This is a genomic window from Bacillus sp. FSL M8-0166, assembly GCF_038008825.1.
Taxonomy (GTDB): Bacteria; Bacillota; Bacilli; order Bacillales; family Bacillaceae; genus Bacillus; species Bacillus safensis.
The window spans coordinates 948535-974985 of the sequence record NZ_JBBOZZ010000001.1; the positions used below are offsets into that span (position 1 = coordinate 948535).

Genomic DNA, 26451 nt, shown 5'->3' on the forward strand with positions numbered 1-26451 from the left:
TTTAGATCAACCGCCGCCATAGAACGGTTATCGCGGATAAACCATTTAAAAGGAGCCTTTTCATCAAAGGCTTTTTTTTCTGCCCATAGGCACTCGCTTTATAGGCTGCTTTGTCCTTCGCGACGAGAATACTATAGGCGATTTTACGTTCTATTGCCTGAGTAAGTGATAGCGCAAAAGGGGCACTATCAATGACCAAAATCGACTCTGTATTTAAAAAACTAGACCTCGCATCTAAATTATATGTCCCGATAATACTTAAATAATCATCAATGACCATCGATTTCCCATGAATGGAATACGGACCTTCATATTCGTACAAATGAACGCCTGTTTTCATCAGTTCCTTTTTCGTGCTTAAGTAACCTGCAAAAGCTAACGGATTTGGCGTCGCTGTAAGAGAATTCGTGACAACTGTCGTTTGAATCCCGCTAGCTAATGGAGTGAGGCCGTCTTTCATGGGGCGTGTCGGGATGATATAAGGCGTCTGTATGAGCACAGAACGCTTTGCCCGGTGAGCAAGATCGTTTAATTTTTTCAGCACAAGAGGACGCTTATTGAAACGCTCCACAGGATTTGTAAAAAATGCAATCTGTTTCACTGAGGTGCCATCTGCTGCCCAATTAAAGGAGGACATCACAAAAGGTTCTTTTGTACGCACTGCCTCCTGATAGGATCTAAGCAATTTCTTTCTTAGTTTTAAGCCTTTTTTTGCTTTTTGCTTGGAGAATACAGCTTTTGTTCTTTTCGTAAAGTCATGATTCCATAAATAAACGAAGTATTGCTCCATTTCATCTAATACTTTTCCTTTTTTGTCGTTATAAAGCAGCACATCGCGGTCAAATGCAAAGTCTTTCGGCGGCTGATCTGCAAAGTATTTATCACCGATATTTCTTCCGCCCATCACAGCCACTCGCCCATCTGCCAGCAGCAGCTTATCATGAAGTCGGTTATGCCACGTCCATGGCTTAAATAACCGAAAAGGCTCATAAAAACGAATGGACATGTTCGGGTGATTTGCCACGGCATATCGTAAATGCTTCAGCGGTCCACGCAAACTGTGACAAATGCCGTCTAAAAGCAGCTGGACTTTCACTCCTCGATCAGCTGCTTCAATTAAAGCACCTAGTACCCATTCAGCTGTTTTTCCCTTTTGAATGGAATAATAACTAAGGCGGATCATCCTCTTTGCCTCTCGAATCATTTGGATTCTTGCCTGACCAGACTCAAATCCATCGTCAAGAAGCAGCACTTGATTTGTGCCCTGATCGTCGCCTGAGATCGAAGAGGCTTTATAGATACAATGTTCTTTGCATGTTTTTTGTACCGGTAAATAAAACAAAACAAATGCGGTCAAAAAGACATAAACGACATAGAGAAGGATCAGATAAAACAAAAGATGAAGCATACGGATCAGCTCCTTTCACATAGACACAACTTTTCCTTAGTTTATGTCAAAAATAAAATTTCACTCATTTTCGCCTTTCATCAAAATATATGACAAAAGAATCATCTTGTTTTTATTGGGCATTTAATTATAGTATGAAATGAATAAGGGGGAATCGAATTGAATGAATCATTATTTAACATCCCAAGTGATGTATATCAAACGTTAAGTGAAACAGAACGTTATTTACTCAATTATATTCACCAGCATTTAGAGGATATCTCCACCTTATCCATTGTCACTTTAAGCGAAAGAGCCAATGTATCGACTGCCACGATCGTCAGGCTGATGAAAAAAATTGGCTATAACGGCTATACATCCTTTAAATATCGATTGAAACAAGAAAAGAAAATGACAGATGCAAGCGACCAGCTCAAAAATATTGATGAAGACATCAAACTAGCGATTCGGAAAAATGAAGAAGAGGTTTTAAAGACGATTCAGCTGCAAAGTATTGGGCAAATCGAAGATGCCGTTCAAAAAATACATAATGCAGACAAAATTTATATTTTCGGAAGAGGCTTCTCAGAGATGATTGCCAAAGAGATGACCATCAAATTACAGCTCATCGGGAAAACATGTGAAGTACACGACGATCCAAATATCATTCGGCTGAAATCGCGAGACATTGAAAAAAGTGAGCTTGCCATCTTTGTTTCATTAAATGGTGAAACAGCTGAGCTCGTTGAAGCGTGTCAAAACCTCAGCATGAAGCAAGTGACAACCATTACAGTCACGACAAGAATAGATTCTACATTAAGCAAAATATCAGATATGACACTAGTCGGATATAAAGGGGAACAATCTTTCTTCCCAGATTATGAAGTCAGATCCCGCCTGTCTCTTCATGTCATTGCCCGCATTTTACTCGATGCCTATGTGATCCGAATGAAATAACCAATAAGAAAGCCTTCGAGACTTTGATCTAGAAGGCTTTTTCTCATGAAAACCTTTACACATTCTGAAAACATTTTCACCGAATCGTATGAGATACTTTCTTTAGAGAAAAGAAAGAAGGTGAAACCAATTGATTTATACCTGCACCTTAAATCCTGCTATTGACCTATATATTGCATTAAAAGAAATGCGGGCAAATGCAGTCAATCGCACAGAAGATGAAGATTATCAGCCGAATGGAAAAGGCGTGAACGTGTCGATTATGCTAAAGAAATATGGCTTCACCAGCACTGCATTAGGATTTATTGCTGGGTTTTCAGGCTCTTATATTGAACAATCCTTAAAGGATCTCTCCATCAAGACCGATTTTATTTCGGTTGAAGGAATTACCCGCATTAATGTTTTTATCAATACGACAGAAGAATACAAGCTCGTGAACCAAGGCCCTGCGATTGAAGAAAAAGCGCTTCACGCCTTTCGTGAGAAAATTGCGGCTATCCCGCAGGGAGGCATCCTCATCATGTCAGGCAGTCTGCCAAAAGGCGTTCCTGCCAGCATTTTTCCAGAAGTAGCAGCTATTTGTCATCAACAGAAGGTCAAGTTCATTTTAGACACAAGTTCAGCAGCGGTTCTTGAGACGCTTCAATACAAGCCGTATTTATTAAAACCGAATGAAGAAGAAATCGCTGCTTTTTTCGGCAAAACACATCCTTTGTCAGAAAAAGAACTCATTCAATCAGGAGAGAAGCTCATTGAGATGGGTGCAGAGCAAGTGCTTATTTCCCGCGGCGAGGAAGGAGCTTTATTCATTACGAAGGACGCAGTGTTTAAAGGAAACGCACCAACAGGCACTGTAGTAAACACAGCTTGTTCTGGAGATGCGATGCTCGCAGCTTTTCTTAGTAAACATCTTGAAGGACATTCACCTGAAGAATGCTTACGCTACGGCATTGCAACGGGAGCATCCACTGCTTTTTCGAAAGGCTTAAGTGATTTACATGACATTGATTCATTGATTGAGCAAGTACACATTCAGAAGTTATAAGGGGGAATAACACATGAGCCGTAAAAAAATTGTCGCTGCAACCGGCTGTCCAACAGGGATTGCACACACATTTATGGCAGCTGAAGCATTAAAAATCGCTGCTGAGCAGCTAGGGGTCGACATTAAAGTCGAAACGCATGGTCAAGTAGGAATTGAAAACGCTTTAACTGATCAAGACATTATGGAGGCAGATGGGGTCATTGTGGCAGCCGATAAAGATGTGCATACAGACCGTTTTCACGGCAAACCACTCATTGAAGTGCCTGTAGCCAAAGGCATTCGCACGCCGGCTGAGCTGATTCAGAGCATTATAAATGGAGATGCCCCCGTTCATCAAGTGAAAGGAAGAGGTTCTGGAACGGAGAAACCATCAGCTCCTTCATCCTCTCAACAAAAGTCGGCAAATAAATGGATACACACCATCTATAAGCACTTAATGAACGGTGTATCACACATGCTGCCATTTGTCGTTGGAGGCGGGGTCTTAATAGCTATTTCCTTCCTATTCGGAATCTACTCTGCTGATCCTAAGCACGAAACGTATCATCCGTTTGCTGCCTATTTGAAAAGCATTGGCGGACTTGGCTTCAGCTTAATGGTGCCAATTTTAGCAGCATTTATTGCTGATTCAATCGCAAGACGCCCAGGGATGGTCGTCGGATTTATAGGCGGACTCCTTGCAAATGATGGAGGTGCTGGTTTCTTAGGCGGTATTATCGCAGGTTTTGCAGCAGGATATATCATTTTATTGCTTCAATTCTTGCTTCAAAAATTACCAGCATCACTTGATGGATTAAAATCGATCTTCATCTATCCTGTCATCGGTATTTTCTTAATTGGGGCTGTCATGACCCCGCTGTTAGTTCCAATCACAGGGCTCAATAATTCCTTAATGGATTTTCTCTCATCTGTACAATCCACAAACCCGCTGCTTTTAGGCTTAATTGTTGGAGCGATGTGTGGATTTGATATGGGAGGACCTTTTAACAAAGCAGCCTATGTCACAGGAACGGCTTTACTTGCACAAGGCAACCTTTACTTTATGGCAGGTGTGTCTGCAGCATGTATCACACCACCGCTTATCATTGCGATTGCTACAACCATTTTCCGAAAACATTTCACGCCACAAGAACGAAATGCAGGGGCAATCAACTATATTCTGGGGGCGACACATATTACAGAAGGAGCCATCCCATTTGCGGCAAAAAACCCAGTCGTTGTCCTGCCAATTATCATGTTTGGCTCGGCCATCTCTGCTATATTGACATATTTGTTTGGCGTACAGGTTCCAGCTCCGCATGGCGGGTTCCTTGTCCTTCCAGTCGTCACAGGCGCATTCCAATGGGTGCTTTCCATACTAATCGGATCACTTGTAGGTGCGATACTATACGGACTTTACCGTAAAAAAATAGACAAACCCGCAGTTTAAGAGGGAGGAAGAGAAATAATGGAACATATCTATATGAATCTTCACGAAACAGCTTCTTCACAGGCTGGCGTGTTCGCAGCCATTGCTGATATTGCCTACAAAGCAGGTATTTGCACCTCACCAGAGGATGTCAAAAAAGGCTTAGCGGAAAGAGAAGCACTTAGTACAACCGGATTTCAAGATGGATTTGCCATTCCGCATACACAAACAGAAGCCATCACGAAACCAGCACTTGTGATCGTCCGCACGGAAACAGGAATTGAATGGGACGCTTTTGATGGGAAGCCTTGCTTTTTCTTCTTATCCTTACTGATCCCCAAAAATGAAGCAGGGACCACTCATTTAAAGGCTCTTTCTGCCCTTTCACGAGGCTTAATGGATGAAGCGAAACGACAAAAACTGCTGGAAACAAGAACAAATGAAGACATGCTTGCTGTATTAGAAACGGATATTTTAACTAGAGAGGATGTTTGATCATGCCTTTACTTTCAACAACACCAATGCTTGAGGCTGCGAAAAAAGAAAAATACGGAATTGTGGCATTCAATGTACACTCCTTTGACAGTATCTATTGGGTGCTCGAAACTGCTGCAGAATTAAAGTCACCTGTGATTTTGCAAACAACAGTTGGAACGGTTCAATCTCTTGGAGCAAAAGCGATTGCAGATACAGTGAAGGCAGCGGCTGATCAATATCAAATCCCAATCGGCCTTCACCTGGATCACTGCACAGACTTTGATGTGATTCTCACCTGTATCAGGGCCGGATATACATCCGTTATGATCGATGCATCCATGCATTCGTATGAAGAAAATGTACGCCGGACAAAAGAAGTCGTGGATCTTGCCTTAAAAGTAGGTGTGAATGTCGAAGCAGAGCTGGGCAAGGTAGGCGGCGTAGAAGATGATATCGTCGTCGATGAAAAGGATGCTGAAAAAGCCGTTCCATCAGAATGCCGTCAATTTGTAGAAGAAACTGGAGTGCCTACTTTAGCGCCTGCGATTGGTACTGCCCATGGCATTTATAAAGGAGTGCCGGATATTGACTTTGCCCGCATTGAACAAATTGCAGCGCTGGTTGATGTACCACTTGTCCTGCACGGTGGTTCCGCTGTACCAGATGAGGCTGTCAAGCGATGCGTTGCACTTGGTATGGCAAAGGTGAATGTCTCAACTGAACTGAAAAATGCATATTCCGAGGCGATACGTGATCATTTCTCAAACGAACCTGAAAGCTTAGATCCGCGTATGTATTTACAAAAAGCAAAACAAGCAGCAAAAGACATGGTCCAATCGAAAATACGAATCGTTGGCAGTGAGGGCAAAGCCCATCCATTATATCAATGAGACGAAAAAAAGCAGAGCCGCTATCGCTCTGCTTTTTCACTTTATTCGTTTTCTTTCATTTCATTAGATGTGCGTACCCGTGCATTTCCCATAAATACGACCGTAATCGCCGCAAGTGCAATCGGGAATAAAGCAAGCAAAAATACGTACGTAATACTTTGTGACATTGCATCGATGACTTTATTTAAAATATCAGGCGGAATTTGTGAGCGGGCACCTTCTTGGAAAATAGCCTGTGGATCGCCTACTTGAGAAGGGGCTCCTTTCATTCCGCTAAAGGAATCTGCTAAACGATTTGTCAGCACATTGGTTTGAATCGTCCCGAAAATCGTGACACCTAACGTCATCCCAAGTGATCTCATAAATGAATTGGTCGAGTTTGCACTGCCTCGGTAGCGCGGCTCAAGATCATTCATTGAAGCTGACGGCAGAAGGGAGAAGCTGAACCCGACGCCAAAGCCTGATATCATCATAAAGAGTGTGAGCCACAGTCTCGCTGTATCTGGTGACATATTGGCAAGCAGCAGCATCCCGGCAAAAAATGAAAGGACAGAGATGGTCATAAGACGTCTGAAAGGCACTTTCGTCTGCATCGTTCCGCCAATCATACTGCCAATGACTGATCCAATCATCATCGGTGTTAAAATAAACCCTGCACTTGTCGCAGATTCACCGTACACCGCTTGCACGAAAATAGGAATAAAGACAGCAAGGATAATAAATGTCCCGCCATATAAAAACGCCAAAATTTGAGATGTTGCAAATAAACGATTTTTAAACATCCAAAATGAGATAATCGGCTCCTCAGCCTTACGCTCAACCATAAAGAAGATCGTACCGAACACAAGAAACACAGCAAAAAGTGTGAGGATTTGCACCGAATCCCAAGCATAAGATTTACCGCCAAGCTCAAGCGCGAACATTAAGCTGACAACCGCAACGACAAGTGTAATGGCACCTGACCAGTCGATTTTCTGCTTACGATGTTCAAGCGACTCCTGATAGTATCTGGCGATCAAGAAGACACTAACAATACCGATTGGCACGTTAATATAAAAAACCCAATGCCAGCCAATCGAATCCGTAATAATAGCACCTAAAAGCGGTCCGAGTACACTTGATAAACCAAAGACTGCTCCAAACATACCAGACATTTTTCCGCGCTTTTCAGGCGGGAAGATGTCAAAGATAATCGTGAATGCGATCGGTAGAAGTGCACCGCCTCCAAGCCCTTGAATGGCTCGGTAAATAATGAGCTGATCCATCGTTTGTGCGATACCGCACAGCGCTGATCCAATTAAAAAGAAAATAAGTCCAAACAGAAAAAAACGCTTTCGGCCATACATATCAGAAAGCTTTCCGTAAATCGGCATTCCGGCCATCACTGCCACCATATAAGAAGCCGTCACCCAAGCAAATTTATCAAAACTGCCTAAATCTGCTACGATACTTCCCATCGCTGTTGCAACAATGGTATTGTCCATCGCTGCCATAAAAATCCCTAACAGCAAACCGATGACAACAAAGCGAGTGGATGCCTTGCCTTTATCCACATGATTCATTTCATTTACCTCCTGCTTACGTTCTCTCAATATTTTTGCTATGATCAACTTAACCATAAAGTAAGAGAACATTTATCTTGATGATCAAGATAAATTGATTTTAAAGGGAGGAGAACAAGTTGTCAATAAAGAACGAGGCTGAAGACAGAGCAGCCCAGATCATACATACAATGAGGCGCCTCGCCACACGAACCGTTTTATTCCACCAAGCAGCCGCTCAATCGCTCGGCCTTTTTCCAACAGATCTCAAATCCGCCGATCTATTAAACGAACTCGGCCCCCTCACAGCGGGGGAATTAAGTGAAAAAACAGGCCTTAGCTCCGGTGCAGTCACAGCTCTCATTGACCGGCTTGAAAAAGCGGGCTATGCCAAAAGAGAAAAAGACCCAAAGGACAAACGAAGAGTCATCATTGTCCCACTAACAGCGGGGAAATCACAAGTGAAAGAACTTTTCCAATCCTTATCAGCATCTACCAAACAGCTCACAAATGAATACAAACCAGAAGAATTAGATTTAATCATCCAATTCATTTCAGAAGCAGCTGAAATAATGGAACAAGAGCTGCAATTGCTTAAGTCTAAATCGTAAGAAAGCCCACTGATGCGTTAAATAGACTAAACTAATAAGAGGATACTATGTTCAATAGATGAGCATATATCCTCTTTTCTTATGCATATTATATTCGTTAATTAGATGTTGAAAAAATTGTATAATATGTATACAACACATTGGAACATAAGTTTGTTTTTGGTGGAGGACGTAGCCCACCGCGGGAGGCGTAGTGAGGTCTTTAGACCAAGCGTTTATATCTTTTAGGAGAGATATGTTATGAGTGTGCAAGAATTTCTCATTGAGAATAACAACATAGGATGCTTATCCTAATAAGGGGAGGTATAACAGAAAGTGGAGATTATAAAATTTAAGGAAACTGATACAAAAGAGATTATTTCATTGTTTTATGAAACAGTTCATTCCGTAAATTCAAAAGATTATTCCCAAGTACAATTGGATGCTTGGGCACCAAGAGATGAAAAAGAATCTAAAATTAATTCTTGGAAGGAATCATTGGGTCAAAATATAACATTTGTTGCTAAAGTTCATGATAAAGTTGTTGGTTTTAGCGATTTAACGCATACCGGGTACTTAGATAGACTATTCGTTCATAAAGATTATCAAGGCCAAGGTATAGCCACAGCTTTAGTTGATATGCTCGAATCTGAGGCAAAGAAACTAAATCTTTTAGAAATTGATACCGAAGCAAGTATTACAGCTAAGCCATTTTTTGAACATCTAGGTTACAAAATTGTTTGTTCACAAACTGTGGAAAAAAAGGGGGTTAAGTTGGCTAATTTTAAAATGCTAAAAAAAATAACATAATAATTTTCTTGTTATGCTAACAGGTGCGTTAGTTTAAGAAGAAAGGGTATAACATATCAGTCATATAAAATATGTTATACCCTTTAATTTATTTAACTTTTTTTCAATTTAGGTCTTGGTAATTTTTAGGTGCGCTTTTTTAACCAGCAAACGAATAATCAATGCTTGTTAAACCTCATATTAGATACATGACGGTAACCGTACCATAAGTAAATGAGGTTTTTTAGAAAATGCCTCTACCTTATCTGGGGAGGCATTTTTATATTGTAAAGGTATCTAACTCCCTTAATATTAAAATAAATAGTTTGAAAGGTTGTTTCAAGCAGCGTGTCATATTACTGCAAATGGCAGGGGAGATAGACTATTCCCTCCTTCATATTAGTTTGATACATAATCTCTAGAGAATTTATCTAAAAGTCCTTCTGCTTAATTAGCTAAATGTTTACATAGATATAAACCTATTAATAATGGCAAGTAATCAACCGTTATAAACAAAATTTTAGATTGAATTAAAAAAACATATATTTCACTTATGGCTATATCTTCTTTAACATTAATGTACAGTCACATTTAATGTTACAAAATAAAGTCAAGGAGGAGTAGCTGAGTGAATAACTCATATGATGTTATCGTTGTTGGCGGGGGTAATGCGGCTTTGTGTGCTGCTATTAGTGCGCATGAAGGAGGGGCAAATGTACTTGTTCTTGAAAGGGCACCTATGGAAAAACGTGGGGGAAATTCATATTTCACAGATGGTGCAATTCGAGTAGCCTATAACAGACTAGATATGTTAAGAGAAGTGCTTCCGGATTTGACAGATTATGGCTCAGAACAAATTGTAATGCCTCCTTATACAGAAGATGATTTCATGAATGATTTGATGAGAGTGACTTCTGGTAAAAGTGATAGCAAATTAGCCCACCATCTAATTTCAAAATCTTTTGAAACTATTAAGTGGATGTATAAAAACGGAGTGAAATTTGAATTAAATTATGATAATCAGTCATATGAAAAAGAAGGAAAGCGGCATTTTTGGGGCGGTTTACCTCTTAAGACTTCTGGAAAAGGTGTTGGGCTCATCAAACAACTTTATCAGCGTGTTGATCAATTAGGAATAAAAGTGGAGTATGATACCAGAACGGTTGATTTAATTAGTGGTGATGATGGGGTAACGGGTGTAGTAGTCGAAAAGAACGGTGAGTTCGTTCAAATTCATTCTAAGACCGTCATTCTTGCATGTGGTAGTTTTGAAGCAAATAAAAAGATGAGAATCGAATTCCTGGGTAAGGAATGGGAAGGTGCGATTGTCAGAGGTACGGAATATAACACTGGAGACGGCTTGGATATGGCAGTGAAAGCTGGTGCTTCTAAATATGGAGATTGGAGCAGCTGCCATTCTATAGGCACTGATTATAATGCTCCAGCGGTTGGTGATTTTAACAAGCCTGGCGATATTTACAAAAAATCCTCTTTCCCACTTGGCTTAATGTTTAATTTGGAAGGGAAGAGATTTGTAGATGAAGGAGCAGATTTTAGGAATTATACGTACGCTAAATATGGAAGAGAAATTCTCAAGCAGCCCGGTCATAAAGCATTTCAAGTATTTGATGCCAAAGTACATCCATTATTACGCGATGAATATACTTTGGACGAAGCTACCTGCTATCAAGCTGATAGCTTAGAAGAACTTGCAGACTTAATGAAAATCAGTAAAGAAGTGTTTAAAGATACGATACAAGAATATAATTTGTCCGTGCAAGAAGGAGACTATAATCCTTCCATTAAGGATGGAAAGGGGACTGTAGGGATAACGCCACCAAAAACAAATTGGGCGCTGACAATAGATCAAGCACCTTATTATGCTTATCCGGTAACATGCGGTGTTACCTTTGCATTTGGCGGTCTTCGAGTGAATACAAATGGCGAGGTCTTAAATTCTAAGAATAAACCTATCAAGGGTTTATACGCAGCTGGTGAGATGGTAGGGGGTATTTTCTATGAAAACTATCCAGGTGGTTCAGGTTTAATGTCTGGTTCAGTATTTGGAAAAACTGCTGGTTTCAATGCTACAACATTTCTAAAACAACATGCATAGAAATAGGGCTATAGGGTAAGGGGGACTCTTAAAGAGTCCCCCTTACCCTATTTGATATGCTCTCTGCATGTAAATCAGTACATATACTATGATTCCTGAGACTTCGGTTTAGTTTCTATGCTGATATGAATGACCACCTACACTTATAACAAGAACACATCTATAATTATAATAAATTTAGAAAGGATGATCACTATGGATGAAAAAGATTGGATTTTACTTGATATCCTTTACAATGAACAAAATTTAACAAAAACAGCGGAAAGGTTGTATACATCTCAGCCCTCAATTACTTATAGATTAAATAAGATTGAGGAAGTTTTTGAGATTAAATTGTTTCACAAAAGACATAAGGGAATTACCTTTACTGTAGAGGGAGAGCATTTAGTTTTCTATGCACGAAGAATGTTAAAGGAACTGCAGGATACCAAGGATAAAATCGTTAACTTAGGTAAAGAGGTACAGGGACACTTAAGACTTGGCGTTTCCAGCAATTTCGCACAATATAAGCTCCCTCAATTACTTAGAAATTTTTCCAACATGTATCCCAATGTTCAATTTAGTGTGCAAACTGGATGGAGCACTGATGTCGTGAAGTTATTAGATGCAGGTATTGTACAAGTTGGAATAATTAGAGGGGACCATCGATGGAAAGGAGAGAAAGAGAGGCTTACAAAGGAAAAATTACTAATCATCTCTAGAGACCCCATTAATATAGGGCAACTTCCTTTGTTACCATTTATAAAATATCAGACTGATAATTCTTTAAAGACTATTCTCGATGATTGGATGTACGACAATCTAGTCCTGCAACCAAACATAGCTATGGAAGTTGACCGACAGGAGACATGCAAAGAAATGGTAAAGCAAGGGCTTGGCTACTCGATAGCACCCGAGATTTGCTTAAGAAATTCAGATAAACTATATACAATGGAAATATATAATGCTAAGAAAAAGCCATTAACTAGAGATACTTGGCTCATGTATGATCAGAAATCTACAGAGACTAAAACTGTTAAAGCATTTATTGAATTCCTAAGAGGAGACCAAGTTTTATCTGTATTATGACATCATTTTTGTAATTGTTCTTAAAAGACATTCTTTTTTTGAAATCGCATTCACTCGATGCAACGGCATAGTAATAGATATGACTCCATGAATTACTTGCAAGGCATGGGCAGTAGCCAAGGGAAAAGAAATCAAAAGATGATAAGAAATGAAAAAACCTTGACTGGATTTATACCATTCTAGGTTTTTTGCGTTTATTGGTCATCAAACACGCAAAAGAAGACAAAGGACTCTTTGTATACAAGCCTGAAAGCACACTCAATCAGTGTGTTTTTCTTATGAAAAGAGCACACAATCGCTGCACAGCACATGCTGAAGACATTTGGGCTTCTTTGATGCATGTGAGTTGATTAGACTTATAACCAAAGGGGAAGAAAGGAGGAATTCCAACTGTACTTAACCAAAAGGGGCACTACTTTGCTATCTATGCTGCTTCACACGACATCTTATCTATCAATAGAAGATTTGCAGAATCGAATGAACGTTTCGACTCGAACCGTTTACGCTGAAATCAAGCGAATGAACAGCTGGCTGGAAACTCATCAGCTTAGTGGTGTGCAGCGAAAAGGCCAACTTGGCTATTATTTAAATCCTCATGAAAAAGAAGTCATTATTCAAAAAGCTGATACCATTCTTGTTGGTCACAATTATGAACCATGTGTAAAGGAACGAAGGGCTATCTTGCTTTTATCCATTGCATGTAGCGAGCATTGCCTAAGAATTGATGATTTTATGAAGATGACAAAGGTGAGCCGAAATACATTGCTTGAGGATATGAAACAGCTAAAAGAAGCGCTTTCAAAGCAGGAGATCACACTCCGCTATCAGGCAGCAAGCGGCTATGTCATTTCAGGAGACGAAAGGGCCATTCGATTGGCACTCAAACCTTATATACATTTCATTCGCACAATGATAAAAAACGAAAAAACGTTTCCGTCGTTTTGGTTAAAGGGACCTATTTCATCCAAACGGGTACACCATCTCCTCCAGCAGTCAGAACAAGAACTTAAGCTTGAATTTGCAGATGAGATGCTGGATCAGCTCTCTTTGGATCTCTTTTTCTACTTCAAGCGGATGAAGCTAGGGCATGCTGTACACATTTCAAACGAAGAAAAGCGAACATTGCAGGAAACAGAGGAATGCTTGGCTGCTATTCGTTTCATGGCGCAGATTCAAAAAGAGGCCAGTCTCATTGTTCATGATGATGAGATCTATTTTCTTAGCACCTTATGGCTCAGTGCCAAAAAACAAAAACTTCCATCAATTAAAAAACCAGAAGAACATCTCATTCGCACCATCGCCAGACAAATGATATTGGACTTTCAGCGATATGCTTGTATTTCCTTTCAAGAACCAAAAGCATTGGAGCAAAACTTAACAATGCATTTAATTCCAGCTTATTACAGGCTCATCTATCACATTGGGATGATCAATGAATTGACGGATTCTATAAAAAAAGCACAGCCAGAAGTGTTTGAAATCACTCAAAAAGTTGCTTGCCATTTAGAAAAGGCGGCCTGTTCAAAGTTGAGTGACCATGAAATTGCATATCTCACCATGCATTTTGGCAGCTGGATGAGAAGAGAAGGAATTTCATCCATTGTAAGGCGTTCTGTATACATTGTCTGCGGAGAAGGAATCGGCACAAGTAACATGCTGAAAACTCAGCTTCTTGAATTAATCGGCTACATCGAAGTACGCGGACTGTTATCAAAGCGTGCATATGAAGAATTAGCAGCCGTTGATGCAGATTTCGTTGTGTCCACAACACCTATTTCGTTTAAAGGAAAACCAGTTCATCTCGTTCATCCTATTTTAACTGCCTATGAGAAAAAAACATTACTTCAATACGGAAAAGGCTCAGAAACGAAGAGTGACGAGGGGCATGTAAACGCTTTATTCAACATCATTCAGCAGCATACCATCGTTCAAAATAAACAAGCACTGATTCATGATATTCGGGAGCTGCTTCATCCCACATATGTATCCTATCAGAAAGGGTGGAACCCAGTGTTAAATGATTTATTAACAGAACAAACCATCAAGCTCCACCAAACAGCAGACACATGGCAAGAGGCGATTACAAAAGCGGCGCAGCCTTTACTTGATCAACATGCGATTAAACCAAGTTATGTGGAAGCCATGATTCAGTCTATTCATCAAAATGGTCCTTATATTGTCATTGCACCACAAGTGGCCATTCCACATGCAAGGCCCGAGGATGGCGTGAACAAATTGAGCATGACGCTCATGTCATTCAAACAGCCCATTTCGTTTTCAAAGGATGGAAAAAAGCAGGTGCGGCTCGTCATTGTGTTAGCCGCTATTGACAGCATGAGCCACTTGAAAGCACTCAAACAGCTGACCATGCTGTTAAGTGAAGAGAAACGGACGAAACAATTGATTGAAGCAGAAGATTTAGCATCGGTTCAAGAACTAATTGATCAATTTTCACAAGTATAAAGGGGGAAAAAGACAATGAAAAAAATTCTTGTTGTATGTGGAAACGGGTTAGGAAGCAGCTTTATTGTAGAAATGAATGTCAAAAAAGCATTAGAAGAATTAGGTCTTAAAGCTGAAGTGGATCATACCGATCTCAGTACAAGTAAAAATGAACAAGCAGATCTTTATATCGGAGCAGCTGATATTATTGACCAGCTGAATGACGGCACAAGAAATGTGGCTGGCTTAAATAATTTGTTAGACCAGAAAGCCATTAAAGACGTCCTTCGTCAACACATTTAAGTCATGAAAAAGGGGGATTCACATCATGATAGAACTGATCATGAACGATATATTGGGCACACCTGCTATTCTCATCGGTTTGTTTGCACTAGCCGGTTTACTTTTGCAGAAAAAATCAGCCGCAGACACTGTGTCAGGCACCTTGAAAACAACCATGGGCTTCTTAATATTAGGGGCGGGCGCTACAGTCGTCTCTGATTCACTCGGGGTTTTTCGAAAGATGTTTGAAGCAGCCTTTCACATTCAAGGGGTTGTCCCAAATACAGATGCTATGGCCGCCATTGCTCAAAAGGAATTCGGTACACAAACAGCACTCATTATGATTTTTGGCATGCTGGTCAATTTGTTACTTGCAAGATTCACACCCTTTAAATACGTCTTTTTGACTGGTCACCACACGTTGTATATGGCGGCTATGCTCGCCGTCGTTCTCTCGACAGCCGGCATGCACGGGTGGGTGCTCATCTCTACTGGCTCAATGATATTAGGGGCAGCTATGGTCATTGCCCCTGCAATCCTTCAGCCGTTTACGAGGAAAGTCACTGGAAGCAATGATCTCGCGCTCGGACACTTCAGTACTTTCGGTTATTTTACTGCGGGAATGATCGGCAAATGGGTTGGTTCTCCAGAGAAATCAACGGAAACCATTCAAGTCCCTAAATCGCTCGGTTTTCTAAGAGATACCTCTGTTGCCATTTCGATTACGATGGCTTTGCTGTTCTTTGCGATTGCACCGTTTGCAGGAATTCCTTTTATAGAACAAATTAGCGGGGGCACGAACTTCGCTGTCTTCATTCTCATTCAGGCGATTACGTTTGCTGCTGGTGTGTACATTATTTTAGCAGGGGTACGGATGGCCATTGGCGAGATCGTGCCTGCGTTTAAAGGGATTGCCGATCGATTCGTGAAGGGGGCAAAGCCGGCACTAGATGCGCCAACCGTTTTTCCATTTGCGCCAAATGCGGTCATTATCGGTTTTTTATGCAGCTTTGCAGGAGGCATCGTATCCATTTTTCTTTTACCTTTGTTTGGTTTAACTGTCATTGTCCCTGGTCTTGTCCCGCACTTTTTTTGCGGTGCTACAGCAGGAGTGTATGGCAATGCAACAGGAGGGGTAAGAGGTGCTGTCGCTGGGGCCTTTGTAAATGGTTTGCTTCTTTCCTTTTTACCTGCTTGTTTATTACCTGTGTTAGGAACCCTTGGCTTTGAAGGAACAACGTTTGGAGATACAGACTTTGGTATCATCGGAATCTTGATTGGATTGATCAAGCTTTTATTTCAGCTGTAAAAAGGAGGAGCCAGAGAATGACAGCCGTTTTTTCACCTTCACTGATGTGCATGGATTTAACTCACTTCCGTGAACAAATTCATCTTCTCAACACAAGAGCAGACCGGTACCATGTCGACGTGATGGACGGTCATTATGTGAAGAATATTACGTTATCACCCTTTTTCATTGAACAGCTTCGGAAACTAACAAATTTACCGATTGATGTTCATCTAATGGCCGAACACCCTCAGGAATTTTTAATCGATGCATGTATTGATGCAGGCGCAACGATGATTTGTTTACACCCAGAAGTCGTGCAAAAAGATGCCTTTCGAATGATCCGCCATATTCACGAAAGAAAATGTGAGGTTGGCTTTGTTCTAAATCCCGCCACACCAGTTGCAGCATTAGATTCCTTTATTCATTTAATAGACAGAGTGACGATCATGACGATCGATCCAGGCTTTGCCGGACAGCCCTTTATTAAAGAAATGCTTCAGAAAATTAAACAGGTGAAAGATATCAAAAAACACAAAGGATACTCATTTTCAATTGAAGTAGACGGCTCTTGTAATGAGAGTACGTTCCGGCTGCTTGCTGAGGCTGGAAATGAGATCTACATCATCGGCACCTCAGGTTTATTTGGACTTCATAAACAACTCGACACTGCTTGGGAAACAATGAAGCAAATATTTGCAAAAGAAACAGCCTCAATTAAATCACGTTAGTAAAAGAGAGGATGAAACCCATCCTCTCTTTTACGTAAATTTTACTAAAACACAATTCACTCACCAAAACTTACCCAAAAACAAAATAAAAATCACAAATTCATAATTGAAAGCGCTTTATTAATATGTTATCCTTCAGATATCTTTAGTAAATATTTAGTCAAATAACGATGAGGAGTTTGCCTATGACCACACTCAAAGATATTGCTCATGATGCAAAAGTGTCCGTTTCCACTGTATCCCGTGTGTTAAATGGCGATCAAACGCTTGCTGTTTCACACGCAACGAGACAAAACATCCTCGACATTGCTAAGAAGTTAAACTATACCCCAGTGAGAGCAAGAAAAGCCGATCAAGCAGAAGAAAAAAGCCCATCTGAATCCCCAGTCATCGGTGTCGTTGTCGCTCAATCCATTGACGAAGAATTAAATGATCCCTTTTTTTCATCGATTCGAAAAGGAATTGAAAAAGAATATGCCAAACAAGGCTTGTCCACTCTCCATACCTTTCGCCTAAGAAGCATGGATAAAGGGGCGATATTAAAGGATATTGACGGTTTGATCGTCATTGGACGAATCAGCCCCGATACGGTTGAAAAAATGACAAATCGAATGGAACACATTGTTTTTATCAATCATTATGCAGATGAAGATTTATATGATTGTGTACATGTGGACTTTGTCAGAGCAGCAGATCGTGCCATTCGTCATCTGCAATCTCTCGGCTATACACATCTAGGCTATATTGGCGGGAAAGAGCGGGAGCATTATTTCGAAGGTAATGCTGTGATTGAGGACGAAAGACAAACGACATTTATGAAAAGAATGCAGGAGGCGGGAGCCCTTCATATGGAAGACATCCACATTGGTGAATACTCCATGCAAGAAGGCTATACGCTTATGCAGCAAGCCATCAAAAAAGGAAAACTGCCGCAAGCCTTTTTCATTGGAAGTGACTCTATGGCAATCGGCGCAATGCGCGCTCTTCATGAAGCCGGTCTACACGTGCCTTCAGATGTATCCATTGTTGGATTTAATGACATTGAAGCCGCTTCATTTTCAAGCCCGCCGCTTACAACCGTCAAAGTATATACAGAAGAAATGGGGGAAGTCGGCCTGAAGCTTTTGCTTGAGAGAATAAACGGAAGAAAACTTCCTCTAAAAGTCGTCGTGCCAACAACACTCATCGAGCGAGGCAGTACATGTCTCATCCATGAAAGGGGGTGAACCATCGATTTCAGCTAACAAAAAAGAGACAAAAAAGCAGAAAGCAAGCTGCTTAGCATGATGGCCAGATCATGCTGAACATAAGGCAGCCTGCCGATATGCTCTCTTATCTCTTTGAAAAGAATAGAATTCCAGTATAATGGACTTCTTTTGTTTCCGCAACTGCATGAATTCTACCAATTATCGTCTGAATTTTCAGTGATCAAAAGGAGGAAACCATGAATAAAAAAATCATGCTGCTGACTGCAGCCGTTTTCTTGACCATGATTTTGTCTGCCTGCGGCAATAACGGCTCTTCTGAAGCAAATGGAAAGGTGACCTTGACGCTATTTTCAACGATGAGCAACAGCGGGGAAAGAAAAGCGTTTGAAGAAGTCATTCGTGAGTTTGAAAAGGAGCATGAGCAGATTCGAATCGATGCCAATTTCCCAGGCAACAGCTATGAAGATATGATTCGCGTCAAAATGGGGGCAAACGATATGCCAGACCTGTTTGATACACATGGCTGGGCCAAACTGCGCTATAGCGAGTATGTAGCTGATTTAAAAGAGATGGATTGGGTCAAACAGCTTGATCCTTCACTCGACCAGATTTTAAAAGACCAAGATGGCAAAGTATACGCCTATCCGCTGAATCAAGCAAAAGACGGGCTTAGCTTTAATGCCAATCTATTAAAGAAATATGGCATTGAAGTCCCTAGAACACTTGATGAACTTAAATCTGCTTTGCTGACAGTGAAAGAAAAAAGTAAAGGAGATGTTGTGCCGCTCTGGATACCAGGAGGAGATAACTCAAATATTGCCCAAGTCTTTGATGAGCTGGCGACGCCTTTATTAATCACCGATCAAAAGCATCAATACGGAAAGGAACTTGAAAACGGATCATTTGATTGGTCTCTCTATACACCGCTTGCACAATTCATGAAAGATCTGAAGGATCAAGACCTTTTAAACAAGGATGTCCTGACAGCGAAACTCTCTCAAGCGCCTGAACTCATGGCACAAAACAAAATCGCCTTCACCTTTGTCGGAGGATCCTTAGGACCTGAAGCGACAGAACTGAATTCATCGATCAAAGTAGGCACGATGCCTGTTCCAGCCATTCATGAAGGAGATGAACAAAGCTGGATTGGAGGAGAACGTTTTACTGTTGCTGCTTGGAAAGACTCTAAGCATCTAAAAGAAGCAAAACAATTCATCGATTTTTTAGCAAAACCTGAAAACGCAAAAAAAATCGCCGAGGGCACATCCTCTGAAACAGCTCTAAAACAAGTGAAAGCGAAAAACTATTACTCTACATTTTACGATCAATACGAACAGGTGAAGATTGAACCGTATTTCGATCGAAAATACTTACCAAGCGGAATGTGGGCGGTCATGGCAACAACGGGTCAAGAATTATTAGCAGGCTCCATCACACCAGAACAGTTATCAAAGAAAATGGAAGAGGAATATAAGCGTTTGAAAAAACAATAGCCGATGGATGCTGAAACAGGAGTGTAGCCAATGAATGACATCACAAAAGCAAAGCAGCCAGCCGCATTCACCTCTTTACCAAAACAAAAGATGCAAAAACGCCAGAATTCATCACTTTGGTGGATGTACATGCCAGCTGTTCTCGTCGTTAGTACCTTTATCATTTATCCTTTTTTGAACGGCATTCAGCTTTCTTTTACAAATTGGAACGGTTTCTCACAAACTTATCAATGGATTGGTCTTGGGCAATATGAGCGGCTGCTTCAGGATCCAACGACATGGCTTGTTGTCAAAAACACGCTTCTCTATGGAATTGGGAGTACCATCTTACAAAATATCCTCGGACTTGGGTATGCTCTCTTATTAAATCAAAGCTTAAAGATGAAAGCCATCACAAGAACGGTCATCTATTTACCTGTCATGATCAGCCCGATTGCGATGGGTTATATTTGGTATTTTGTGTTTGCTTACCAAGGCGGTGCCTTAAATGATGTGGTGACGCTTTTTGGATTCGATCAAATAAATGCGCTCGGCAACCCGCAATTCAACACATGGATCATTGTGCTTGTCAACACATATCAATTCGTCGGGATTGCGATGATCATTTATTTAGCAGGACTTCAAAGTATTCCTAAGGATTATTATGAAGCGGCGCAATTAGATGGCGCATCGAGCTTCCAGCAATTTAGGCGGATCACATTGCCGCTGCTTATGCCGTCGATCACCATTAATGTTGTGCTGAATGTCATTGGCGGGCTCAAGCTCTTTGATGTCATTGTGGCACTCACGGGCGGCGGACCTGGAGATTCCTCGCAATCCATGTCGACCTTTATGTATGATCTGTATTTCAAACGTCAGGATGCAGGCTATGCAGCGGCGCAAGGGGTTTTCATGGCGGTCATCATCCTTGTCATTAGTGTCGCAGCGCTGATTTATTTCAAACGAAAGGAGACCGAGGTGTGATGGATAACGCCTATAAGCGCAAGAAAAGATGGTACTCCGTCCTCGCACTATTGATCACATTGCTGCATCTCATTCCATTTTATATTTTGGTGACGACATCATTAAAGGGAATAGGAGATTTCAGTTCAAAATGGCTGTTTCCGAAAGCGCTGCATCTTGAAAACTTCCGCACAGCATGGACAGAGGCTCAGCTTGGCCAGTCTTTTTTGAATACAGTGATCATTACGTTCAGCTCCGCTGTATTGCTTATTATGTTTGGATCTCTTGCAGCCTATCCGCTTGCAAGAAGGAACACAAAGCTGAATAAAGCAGTCTATGTTTTATTTATTGCCATTATGGTCATTCCACCGCTTACAGCCCTTGTCCCGCTCTATAAAATGGTCGTTCAAATCGGGATGATGAACACCTATCAAATTGCTATTCTAAACAATGTGGCTGCTTTTTTGCCGCTGACGATTTTCTTATACTCAGGCTTTATCCGGTCGACAATTCCAAAGGAGCTTGAAGAAGCTGCCCGTATTGATGGAGCAGGGACACTCAGAGTTTTTTTCACTGTCGTTTTTCCGCTTCTGAAGCCCATTACCGCTTCTGTATTAATCATTGCCTGCGTGTATATTTGGAACGACTATCAATTTGCTATCTTCTTTTTGCAAGATAAAGAGATGCATACACTCACGGTCGCCTTATCCCATTTTTTTGGTCAAAATCAGCATCAGCTTCAGCTCGTTGGTGCAGCTGCACTCATTGCGATGCTGCCAATGGTCACGATGTTTTTACTTTTACAAAAATATTTTATCGCAGGGCTTTCACAAGGCTCTATCAAAGGATAGCCAAATATAGATGTAAAAAGGAGAGTCGTCTATGTCTAAAATTACATTTATCGGTGCAGGGAGTACCGTGTTTGCTAAAAATATATTAGGAGATTGTTTGTTTGTTCCCGCCCTTGCAGGCTTTGAATTCGCATTATATGATATCGACCACAACCGGCTGAAAGAATCAGAAACGATGCTCCGGCATTTAAAAGCAAATTACGATGCAAATGTGACCATCCAGTCCTATCACAACCGGAAAGAAGCCTTACAGGGTGCGAAATATGTCATCAATGCCATCCAAGTTGGAGGCTACCGGCCAAGTACTGTCATTGATTTTGAAATACCAAAAAAATACGGATTAAGACAAACAATTGCAGATACGATAGGGATCGGCGGCATCTTCCGCTCCCTTCGAACGATTCCTGTCATGCTTGACTTTGCAAAGGATATGGAAGAGGTTTGCCCAAATGCTTTATTGTTAAATTACACGAACCCAATGGCCACACTGACAGGTGCGATGCTTCGCTATACTCAGATTCAAACGGTTGGTCTCTGTCATAGTGTGCAGGTGTGTACAAAGGACCTATTTGAATCACTTGAAATGGATCATGAAGGCATTGAAGAAAAAATCGCCGGCATTAACCATATGGCATGGTTATTAGAGGTAAAACGGGATGGTAAAGACTTGTATCCAGAAATCAAAAGACGAGCAAAAGAAAAGCAGCAATCGCGGCATCATGATATGGTTCGTTTTGAACTGATGGATAAATTCGGCTACTATGTCACAGAATCCTCAGAGCACAATGCCGAATACCATCCATATTTCATCAAATCACGGTACCCAGAACTAATCGGTCAGTTTAACATTCCGCTCGATGAATACCCGAGACGCTGCGAGGAACAAATCAACAATTGGAATACAATGAAGCATGACCTTGTAGGAAACACACAGATCACACATACCCGCTCTAAAGAATATGGTTCACGTATCATTGAAGCCATCGAAACGAACGTTCCCTTTAAATTTGGCGGAAATGTTCTGAATACTGGCGGGCTCATTGAGAACCTGCCTGAAAAAGCCTGTGTAGAAGTACCGTGTGTGGCAGATCGAAGCGGCATCATGCCTTGCTATGTCGGAGAGATCCCTGAACAATTGGCTGGACTCAACCGAACGAATATCAGCTCACAGCTGATGACGATTGAAGCAGCAATCAGTGGTAAAAAAGAACACATTTATCAAGCAGCTCTACTGGATCCACACACAAGCGCTGAATTATCAATTGATGACACCATTCAATTATGTGATGAACTCATTGAAGCACATGGAGAGATGCTGCCAAATTATATAGAACCAAATCAATATGCCGCATCAACCAAATAACAGAAATGAACCAGCCTCTACCTGATGCACCTTGCATCAGGTTTTTCTTATGAAGCAAAAAGAGGATTGACTGAGACCCATTTTCATATTATGATTTTTCTAAAGTTACCCAATAGTTAATCAAAAATACATCATGAATTTTTGGCATTCTGGTGCCATATGTCAAAAACCATCCAATCTGTGTTGAACAAGAGCCTGACTAAAGCGGTTTATCACAACGTAAACCAAAACTGCCGTTTGATTTGACAAAGAGTGTATACAGATGAATGACCATTAGATGAGACAATGGCGATACATACACACCCTTTAAGCATGACATTCTTTAACAAAGAGGAGAGAGGGAACATGACCAAAACAGATGTACAAACGTTGAAAAATTATATTGGCGGACAATGGATTGAGGCAGAAACAAGTCAAACAGAGGCAGTGTATAACCCAGCTACTGGCGAAATCATCGCGGAAGTGCCGCTTTCAACAAAAACAGATGTCGAACGTGCGGTACAAGCAGCACAAGAAGCGTTTACCACTTGGTCTAAGACAGCTGTTCCCCGGCGTGCACGCATTTTATTTAAATACCAGCAGTTACTCGTTGAGAACTGGGATGAGCTGGCTGAACTCGTAACGATTGAAAACGGAAAAAGTGTAACTGAGGCAAAAGGAGAAGTGCAGCGCGGGATTGAATGTGTGGAATTTGCTGCGGGCGCACCAACCTTAATGATGGGAAAACAGCTGCCAGATATTGCGACTGGACTTGAATCAGGCATGTACCGCTATCCAATTGGCGTCATCGGCGGTATTACGCCATTTAACTTTCCAATGATGGTTCCTTGCTGGATGTTCCCGCTTGCCATTGCCTGCGGAAATACGTTTGTTTTAAAACCTTCAGAACGAACGCCTATTCTTGCGGCACGGTTAGCAGAGCTGTTTGAAGAAGCGGGTCTTCCAAAAGGTGTTCTCAACATTGTCAATGGAGCGCACGATGTCGTCAATGGCCTGCTTGAACATCAAAAGGTCAAAGCCATATCGTTTGTCGGCTCTCAGCCAGTCGCAGAATATGTCTATAAAAAAGGAACAGAGCATGGCAAACGTGTCCAAGCACTTGCAGGCGCAAAGAATCACTCCATTGTCCTCAAAGATGCGGATTTAGAAGCGGCAACCAAACAAATCATCGGGGCTGCCTTCGGATCAGCAGGAGAGCGCTGCATGGCCGCAGCCGTTGTCGCAGTGGAAGAGGAAGTGGCTGATGAGTTGATTCAAAAATTAGTTGATGAATCAAACGAGCTCGTCATTGGAAACGGGATCAATGAAGACGTCTTTCTTGGTCCAGTCATTCGAAAGGAACATAAAGAACGAACGCTTCAATACATCCAGTCAGGGATTGAAGAAGGAGCAAGCCTTATTCGTGATGGACGGCAAGATCACGAAACAAATGGAGAAGGGTATTTCGTCGGACCGACAATCTTTGATCATGTCACAAATCAAATGAAAATTTGGCAGGACGAGATTTTCGCCCCAGTCTTATCAATTGTCCGTGTTTCTTCATTAGCAGAAGCAATCGACCTGTCCAATCAATCAAAATTTGCGAACGGTGCCTGCCTGTATACGGACAGTGCATCAAGCATAAGAGAATTTCGCGAAAACATTGAAGCGGGCATGCTCGGCGTAAACATCGGTGTACCTGCACCAATGGCATTCTTCCCGTTTTCCGGCTGGAAGGATTCTTTCTACGGAGACTTACATGCCAATGGAACTGACGGAGTAGAATTTTACACAAGAAAGAAAATGGTCACCGCTCGTTATATGTAAGCTACATGCAATGAATCATGAAGAAAAAATGCAGCCCCAGCATGGGAGACTGCATTTTTTGTTGTCTTCTAGTCAAAAAGTAAGGGTTTTCATCTTGATTCCAGCAAGGATTTGCACTAGAAATCATTCTTTATATTCATTCTTCATCAGTCCCTATCAACATATTTTGAAATTGGGCCTAAACCCCAATATTAGGAAGATGAAAACAGGAGGAAATGAAACGATGAGGACGAGGATGAAGTGCGGCGTTGGTTTATTGATTTTTGCTTTGATACTGAGTTGTTTACCGGTATATGATGCGAGTGCGGCAAGCACAACAATTGCAAAACGTGTAGGAAATGCAAACCCGCTCATAGACCACCATTTGGGTGCTGACCCGTTTGCGCTCACCTATAACGGAAGAGTGTACATTTATATGTCAAGTGATGACTATGAATATCACAGCAACGGAACGATTAAGGATAATTCTTTTGCCAATTTGAATAGGGTCTTCGTCATCTCTTCAGCAGATATGGTGAACTGGACAGATCATGGCGCGATTCCAGTAGCCGGTGCAAATGGGGCAAATGGCGGCAAAGGGATTGCTAAATGGGCAGGTGCTTCCTGGGCTCCATCAGCCGCGGTGAAAAAGATCAATGGGAAAGATAAATTTTTCCTTTATTTCGCGAACAGCGGCGGAGGGATTGGCGTTCTTACAGCAGACTCCCCAATCGGTCCATGGACAGATCCTATCGGAAAAGCGCTCGTCACACCAAATACACCAGGAATGTCCGGTGTTGTATGGCTGTTTGATCCAGCCGTTTTTGTAGATGATGACGGCTCTGGTTATTTATATGCCGGTGGAGGTGTTCCAGGCGGTTCTAATCCAACGCAGGGACAATGGGCCAATCCTAAAACAGCAAGAGTTCTAAAACTAGGGTCTGATATGACAAGTGTTGTGGGCAGCGCCTCGACCATTGATGCTCCTTTTATGTTTGAAGACTCGGGGATGCATAAGTATAACGGAACCTATTACTATTCCTATTGCATCAACTTTGGCGGCTCCCACCCAGCAGATAAACCACCTGGTGAGATCGGTTATATGACGAGCTCAAGTCCGATGGGTCCCTTTACGTATAGAGGGCACTTCCTGAAAAATCCGGGTGCATTTTTCGGGGGAGGCGGTAACAACCATCATGCTGTGTTCAATTTTAAAAACGAATGGTATGTCGTGTATCATACCCAAACAGTCAGCTCTGCCTTATATGGAGCAGGAAAAGGCTACAGATCTCCGCACATTAATAAGCTTGTGCATAATGCTGACGGCTCCCTTCAAGAGGTAGCAGCCAATTATGAAGGCGTCAAACAGCTATCCAATCTAAATCCATATCAGCGGGTAGAAGCTGAAACATTTGCATGGAATGGACGCATTTTAACAGAGGCCTCCTCAGCCCCAGGCGGACCAGTCAATAACCAGCATGTCACAAACATTCAAAACGGAGATTGGGTGGCTGCCAGTAACGTTGATTTCGGATCAAGCGGCGCAAGAACATTTAAAGCGAATGTAGCATCAAATGCAGGCGGAAAAATAGAAGTACGGCTCGGAAGCCCTGACGGCAGACTCGTCGGAACACTAAATGTCCCTTCCACAGGCGGAACGAACAACTGGCGAGAAGTAGAAACGACAATAAACGGAGCAGCTGGCGTGCACAACGTATTTTTTGTCTTTACAGGAACAGGTGCAAACCTATTTCAATTTGATTCCTGGCGGTTTACTCAATAACAAAAGATGACAAAA

General features: G+C 41.6%; 22 protein-coding genes. 20 read left to right on the plus strand and 2 right to left on the minus strand.

The features are described from left to right. Position 1: 1 nt before the first annotated feature. The gene (locus NSS92_RS05200; protein ID WP_340867068.1) at positions 2-1408 is read right to left on the minus strand and encodes a phospholipase D-like domain-containing protein; all 1407 of its coding nucleotides are present in this window, start codon (positions 1406-1408) and stop codon (positions 2-4) included. A gap of 159 nt (positions 1409-1567) precedes the next feature. Between NSS92_RS05200 and NSS92_RS05205 the strand changes: the two genes are divergently transcribed. From NSS92_RS05205 to NSS92_RS05225, 5 genes are all read left to right on the plus strand, one after another. Further along, complete coding sequence (locus tag NSS92_RS05205; RefSeq protein WP_024425669.1) at positions 1568-2344, plus strand: MurR/RpiR family transcriptional regulator; 777 nt, start codon at positions 1568-1570, stop codon at positions 2342-2344. A gap of 130 nt (positions 2345-2474) precedes the next feature. Further along, a complete protein-coding gene (pfkB, locus tag NSS92_RS05210; protein WP_340867069.1) occupies positions 2475-3389 on the plus strand; it encodes a 1-phosphofructokinase in 915 nt (304 codons plus the stop codon). Between the two features lie 13 nt (positions 3390-3402). Further along, entirely contained in the window at positions 3403-4818 is a 1416-nt protein-coding gene (locus NSS92_RS05215) for a PTS fructose transporter subunit IIC (protein ID WP_267586433.1), read from the plus strand. A 15-nt stretch (positions 4819-4833) separates the two neighbouring features. Further along, on the plus strand, positions 4834-5292 hold the full coding sequence (locus NSS92_RS05220; RefSeq protein ID WP_095408703.1) for a PTS sugar transporter subunit IIA: 459 nt from the start codon (positions 4834-4836) through the stop codon (positions 5290-5292). 2 nt (positions 5293-5294) lie between these two features. Beyond that, positions 5295-6164 carry a class II fructose-bisphosphate aldolase gene (locus NSS92_RS05225; RefSeq protein WP_340867070.1) on the plus strand — a complete coding sequence of 290 codons (870 nt, stop codon included), beginning with the start codon at positions 5295-5297 and terminating at the stop codon, positions 6162-6164. Positions 6165-6205: 41 nt separating this feature from the next. On the opposite strand, the gene NSS92_RS05230 is transcribed toward NSS92_RS05225, so the two are convergent. Further along, complete coding sequence (locus NSS92_RS05230) at positions 6206-7726, minus strand: MDR family MFS transporter (protein ID WP_340867071.1); 1521 nt, start codon at positions 7724-7726, stop codon at positions 6206-6208. A 170-nt stretch (positions 7727-7896) separates the two neighbouring features. Here NSS92_RS05230 and NSS92_RS05235 point away from each other — a divergent pair, with 170 nt between their 5' ends. From NSS92_RS05235 to NSS92_RS05305, 15 genes are all read left to right on the plus strand, one after another. Next, positions 7897-8316: a MarR family winged helix-turn-helix transcriptional regulator gene (locus tag NSS92_RS05235; RefSeq protein ID WP_238409548.1), complete on the plus strand. Its 420-nt coding sequence runs from the start codon at positions 7897-7899 to the stop codon at positions 8314-8316. Positions 8317-8631: 315 nt separating this feature from the next. After that, positions 8632-9105, plus strand: a complete 474-nt coding sequence (locus tag NSS92_RS05240; RefSeq protein ID WP_267586430.1) for a GNAT family N-acetyltransferase — start codon at positions 8632-8634, stop codon at positions 9103-9105. Between the two features lie 607 nt (positions 9106-9712). Next, positions 9713-11200 (plus strand): FAD-dependent tricarballylate dehydrogenase TcuA, encoded by a 1488-nt coding sequence (gene tcuA / locus NSS92_RS05245; protein ID WP_340867072.1) that lies wholly within the window; start codon positions 9713-9715, stop codon positions 11198-11200. Between the two features lie 195 nt (positions 11201-11395). Further along, positions 11396-12268, plus strand: a complete 873-nt coding sequence (locus NSS92_RS05250; protein ID WP_340867073.1) for a LysR family transcriptional regulator — start codon at positions 11396-11398, stop codon at positions 12266-12268. 417 nt (positions 12269-12685) lie between these two features. Next, positions 12686-14731 (plus strand): BglG family transcription antiterminator, encoded by a 2046-nt coding sequence (locus NSS92_RS05255; RefSeq protein ID WP_340867074.1) that lies wholly within the window; start codon positions 12686-12688, stop codon positions 14729-14731. A 15-nt stretch (positions 14732-14746) separates the two neighbouring features. After that, on the plus strand, positions 14747-15013 hold the full coding sequence (locus NSS92_RS05260; RefSeq protein WP_039179043.1) for a PTS sugar transporter subunit IIB: 267 nt from the start codon (positions 14747-14749) through the stop codon (positions 15011-15013). A gap of 25 nt (positions 15014-15038) precedes the next feature. Continuing rightward, positions 15039-16301: a PTS ascorbate transporter subunit IIC gene (locus tag NSS92_RS05265; protein ID WP_340867075.1), complete on the plus strand. Its 1263-nt coding sequence runs from the start codon at positions 15039-15041 to the stop codon at positions 16299-16301. Positions 16302-16318: 17 nt separating this feature from the next. After that, entirely contained in the window at positions 16319-17011 is a 693-nt protein-coding gene (alsE, locus tag NSS92_RS05270) for a D-allulose 6-phosphate 3-epimerase (RefSeq protein WP_340867076.1), read from the plus strand. Between the two features lie 185 nt (positions 17012-17196). After that, positions 17197-18237: a LacI family DNA-binding transcriptional regulator gene (locus tag NSS92_RS05275; protein WP_087975337.1), complete on the plus strand. Its 1041-nt coding sequence runs from the start codon at positions 17197-17199 to the stop codon at positions 18235-18237. Positions 18238-18455: 218 nt separating this feature from the next. Beyond that, complete coding sequence (locus tag NSS92_RS05280) at positions 18456-19712, plus strand: ABC transporter substrate-binding protein (protein WP_267586424.1); 1257 nt, start codon at positions 18456-18458, stop codon at positions 19710-19712. Positions 19713-19742: 30 nt separating this feature from the next. Next, positions 19743-20675 carry a carbohydrate ABC transporter permease gene (locus tag NSS92_RS05285; protein ID WP_267586423.1) on the plus strand — a complete coding sequence of 311 codons (933 nt, stop codon included), beginning with the start codon at positions 19743-19745 and terminating at the stop codon, positions 20673-20675. Further along, positions 20675-21505, plus strand: coding sequence for a carbohydrate ABC transporter permease (locus tag NSS92_RS05290; RefSeq protein WP_340867077.1), 831 nt, complete (start codon positions 20675-20677; stop codon positions 21503-21505). Before NSS92_RS05285 ends, NSS92_RS05290 begins: the two co-directional genes overlap by 1 nt. Positions 21506-21536: 31 nt before the next feature. Further along, a complete protein-coding gene (locus tag NSS92_RS05295; protein ID WP_340867078.1) occupies positions 21537-22868 on the plus strand; it encodes an alpha-glucosidase/alpha-galactosidase in 1332 nt (443 codons plus the stop codon). A 345-nt stretch (positions 22869-23213) separates the two neighbouring features. Beyond that, complete coding sequence (locus NSS92_RS05300) at positions 23214-24674, plus strand: CoA-acylating methylmalonate-semialdehyde dehydrogenase (protein ID WP_267586420.1); 1461 nt, start codon at positions 23214-23216, stop codon at positions 24672-24674. Positions 24675-24897: 223 nt separating this feature from the next. Beyond that, entirely contained in the window at positions 24898-26436 is a 1539-nt protein-coding gene (locus tag NSS92_RS05305) for a glycoside hydrolase family 43 protein (RefSeq protein ID WP_267586419.1), read from the plus strand. The last annotated feature ends 15 nt before the right edge of the window (positions 26437-26451 follow it).

Excerpts from the sequence above, each read along its gene's own strand:
- NSS92_RS05200 (WP_340867068.1), bottom strand. The coding sequence starts at position 1,408 with ATGCTTCATCTTTTGTTTTATCTGATCCTTCTCTATGTCGTTTATGTC.
- NSS92_RS05215 (WP_267586433.1), top strand. The coding sequence starts at position 3,403 with ATGAGCCGTAAAAAAATTGTCGCTGCAACCGGCTGTCCAACAGGGATT.
- NSS92_RS05225 (WP_340867070.1), top strand. The coding sequence starts at position 5,295 with ATGCCTTTACTTTCAACAACACCAATGCTTGAGGCTGCGAAAAAAGAA.
- NSS92_RS05230 (WP_340867071.1), bottom strand. The coding sequence starts at position 7,726 with ATGAATCATGTGGATAAAGGCAAGGCATCCACTCGCTTTGTTGTCATC.
- NSS92_RS05235 (WP_238409548.1), top strand. The coding sequence starts at position 7,897 with ATGAGGCGCCTCGCCACACGAACCGTTTTATTCCACCAAGCAGCCGCT.
- NSS92_RS05250 (WP_340867073.1), top strand. The coding sequence starts at position 11,396 with ATGGATGAAAAAGATTGGATTTTACTTGATATCCTTTACAATGAACAA.
- NSS92_RS05260 (WP_039179043.1), top strand. The coding sequence starts at position 14,747 with ATGAAAAAAATTCTTGTTGTATGTGGAAACGGGTTAGGAAGCAGCTTT.
- NSS92_RS05265 (WP_340867075.1), top strand. The coding sequence starts at position 15,039 with ATGATAGAACTGATCATGAACGATATATTGGGCACACCTGCTATTCTC.
- alsE (WP_340867076.1), top strand. The coding sequence starts at position 16,319 with ATGACAGCCGTTTTTTCACCTTCACTGATGTGCATGGATTTAACTCAC.
- NSS92_RS05275 (WP_087975337.1), top strand. The coding sequence starts at position 17,197 with ATGACCACACTCAAAGATATTGCTCATGATGCAAAAGTGTCCGTTTCC.
- NSS92_RS05280 (WP_267586424.1), top strand. The coding sequence starts at position 18,456 with ATGAATAAAAAAATCATGCTGCTGACTGCAGCCGTTTTCTTGACCATG.
- NSS92_RS05285 (WP_267586423.1), top strand. The coding sequence starts at position 19,743 with ATGAATGACATCACAAAAGCAAAGCAGCCAGCCGCATTCACCTCTTTA.
- NSS92_RS05290 (WP_340867077.1), top strand. The coding sequence starts at position 20,675 with ATGGATAACGCCTATAAGCGCAAGAAAAGATGGTACTCCGTCCTCGCA.
- NSS92_RS05295 (WP_340867078.1), top strand. The coding sequence starts at position 21,537 with ATGTCTAAAATTACATTTATCGGTGCAGGGAGTACCGTGTTTGCTAAA.
- NSS92_RS05300 (WP_267586420.1), top strand. The coding sequence starts at position 23,214 with ATGACCAAAACAGATGTACAAACGTTGAAAAATTATATTGGCGGACAA.
- NSS92_RS05305 (WP_267586419.1), top strand. The coding sequence starts at position 24,898 with ATGAGGACGAGGATGAAGTGCGGCGTTGGTTTATTGATTTTTGCTTTG.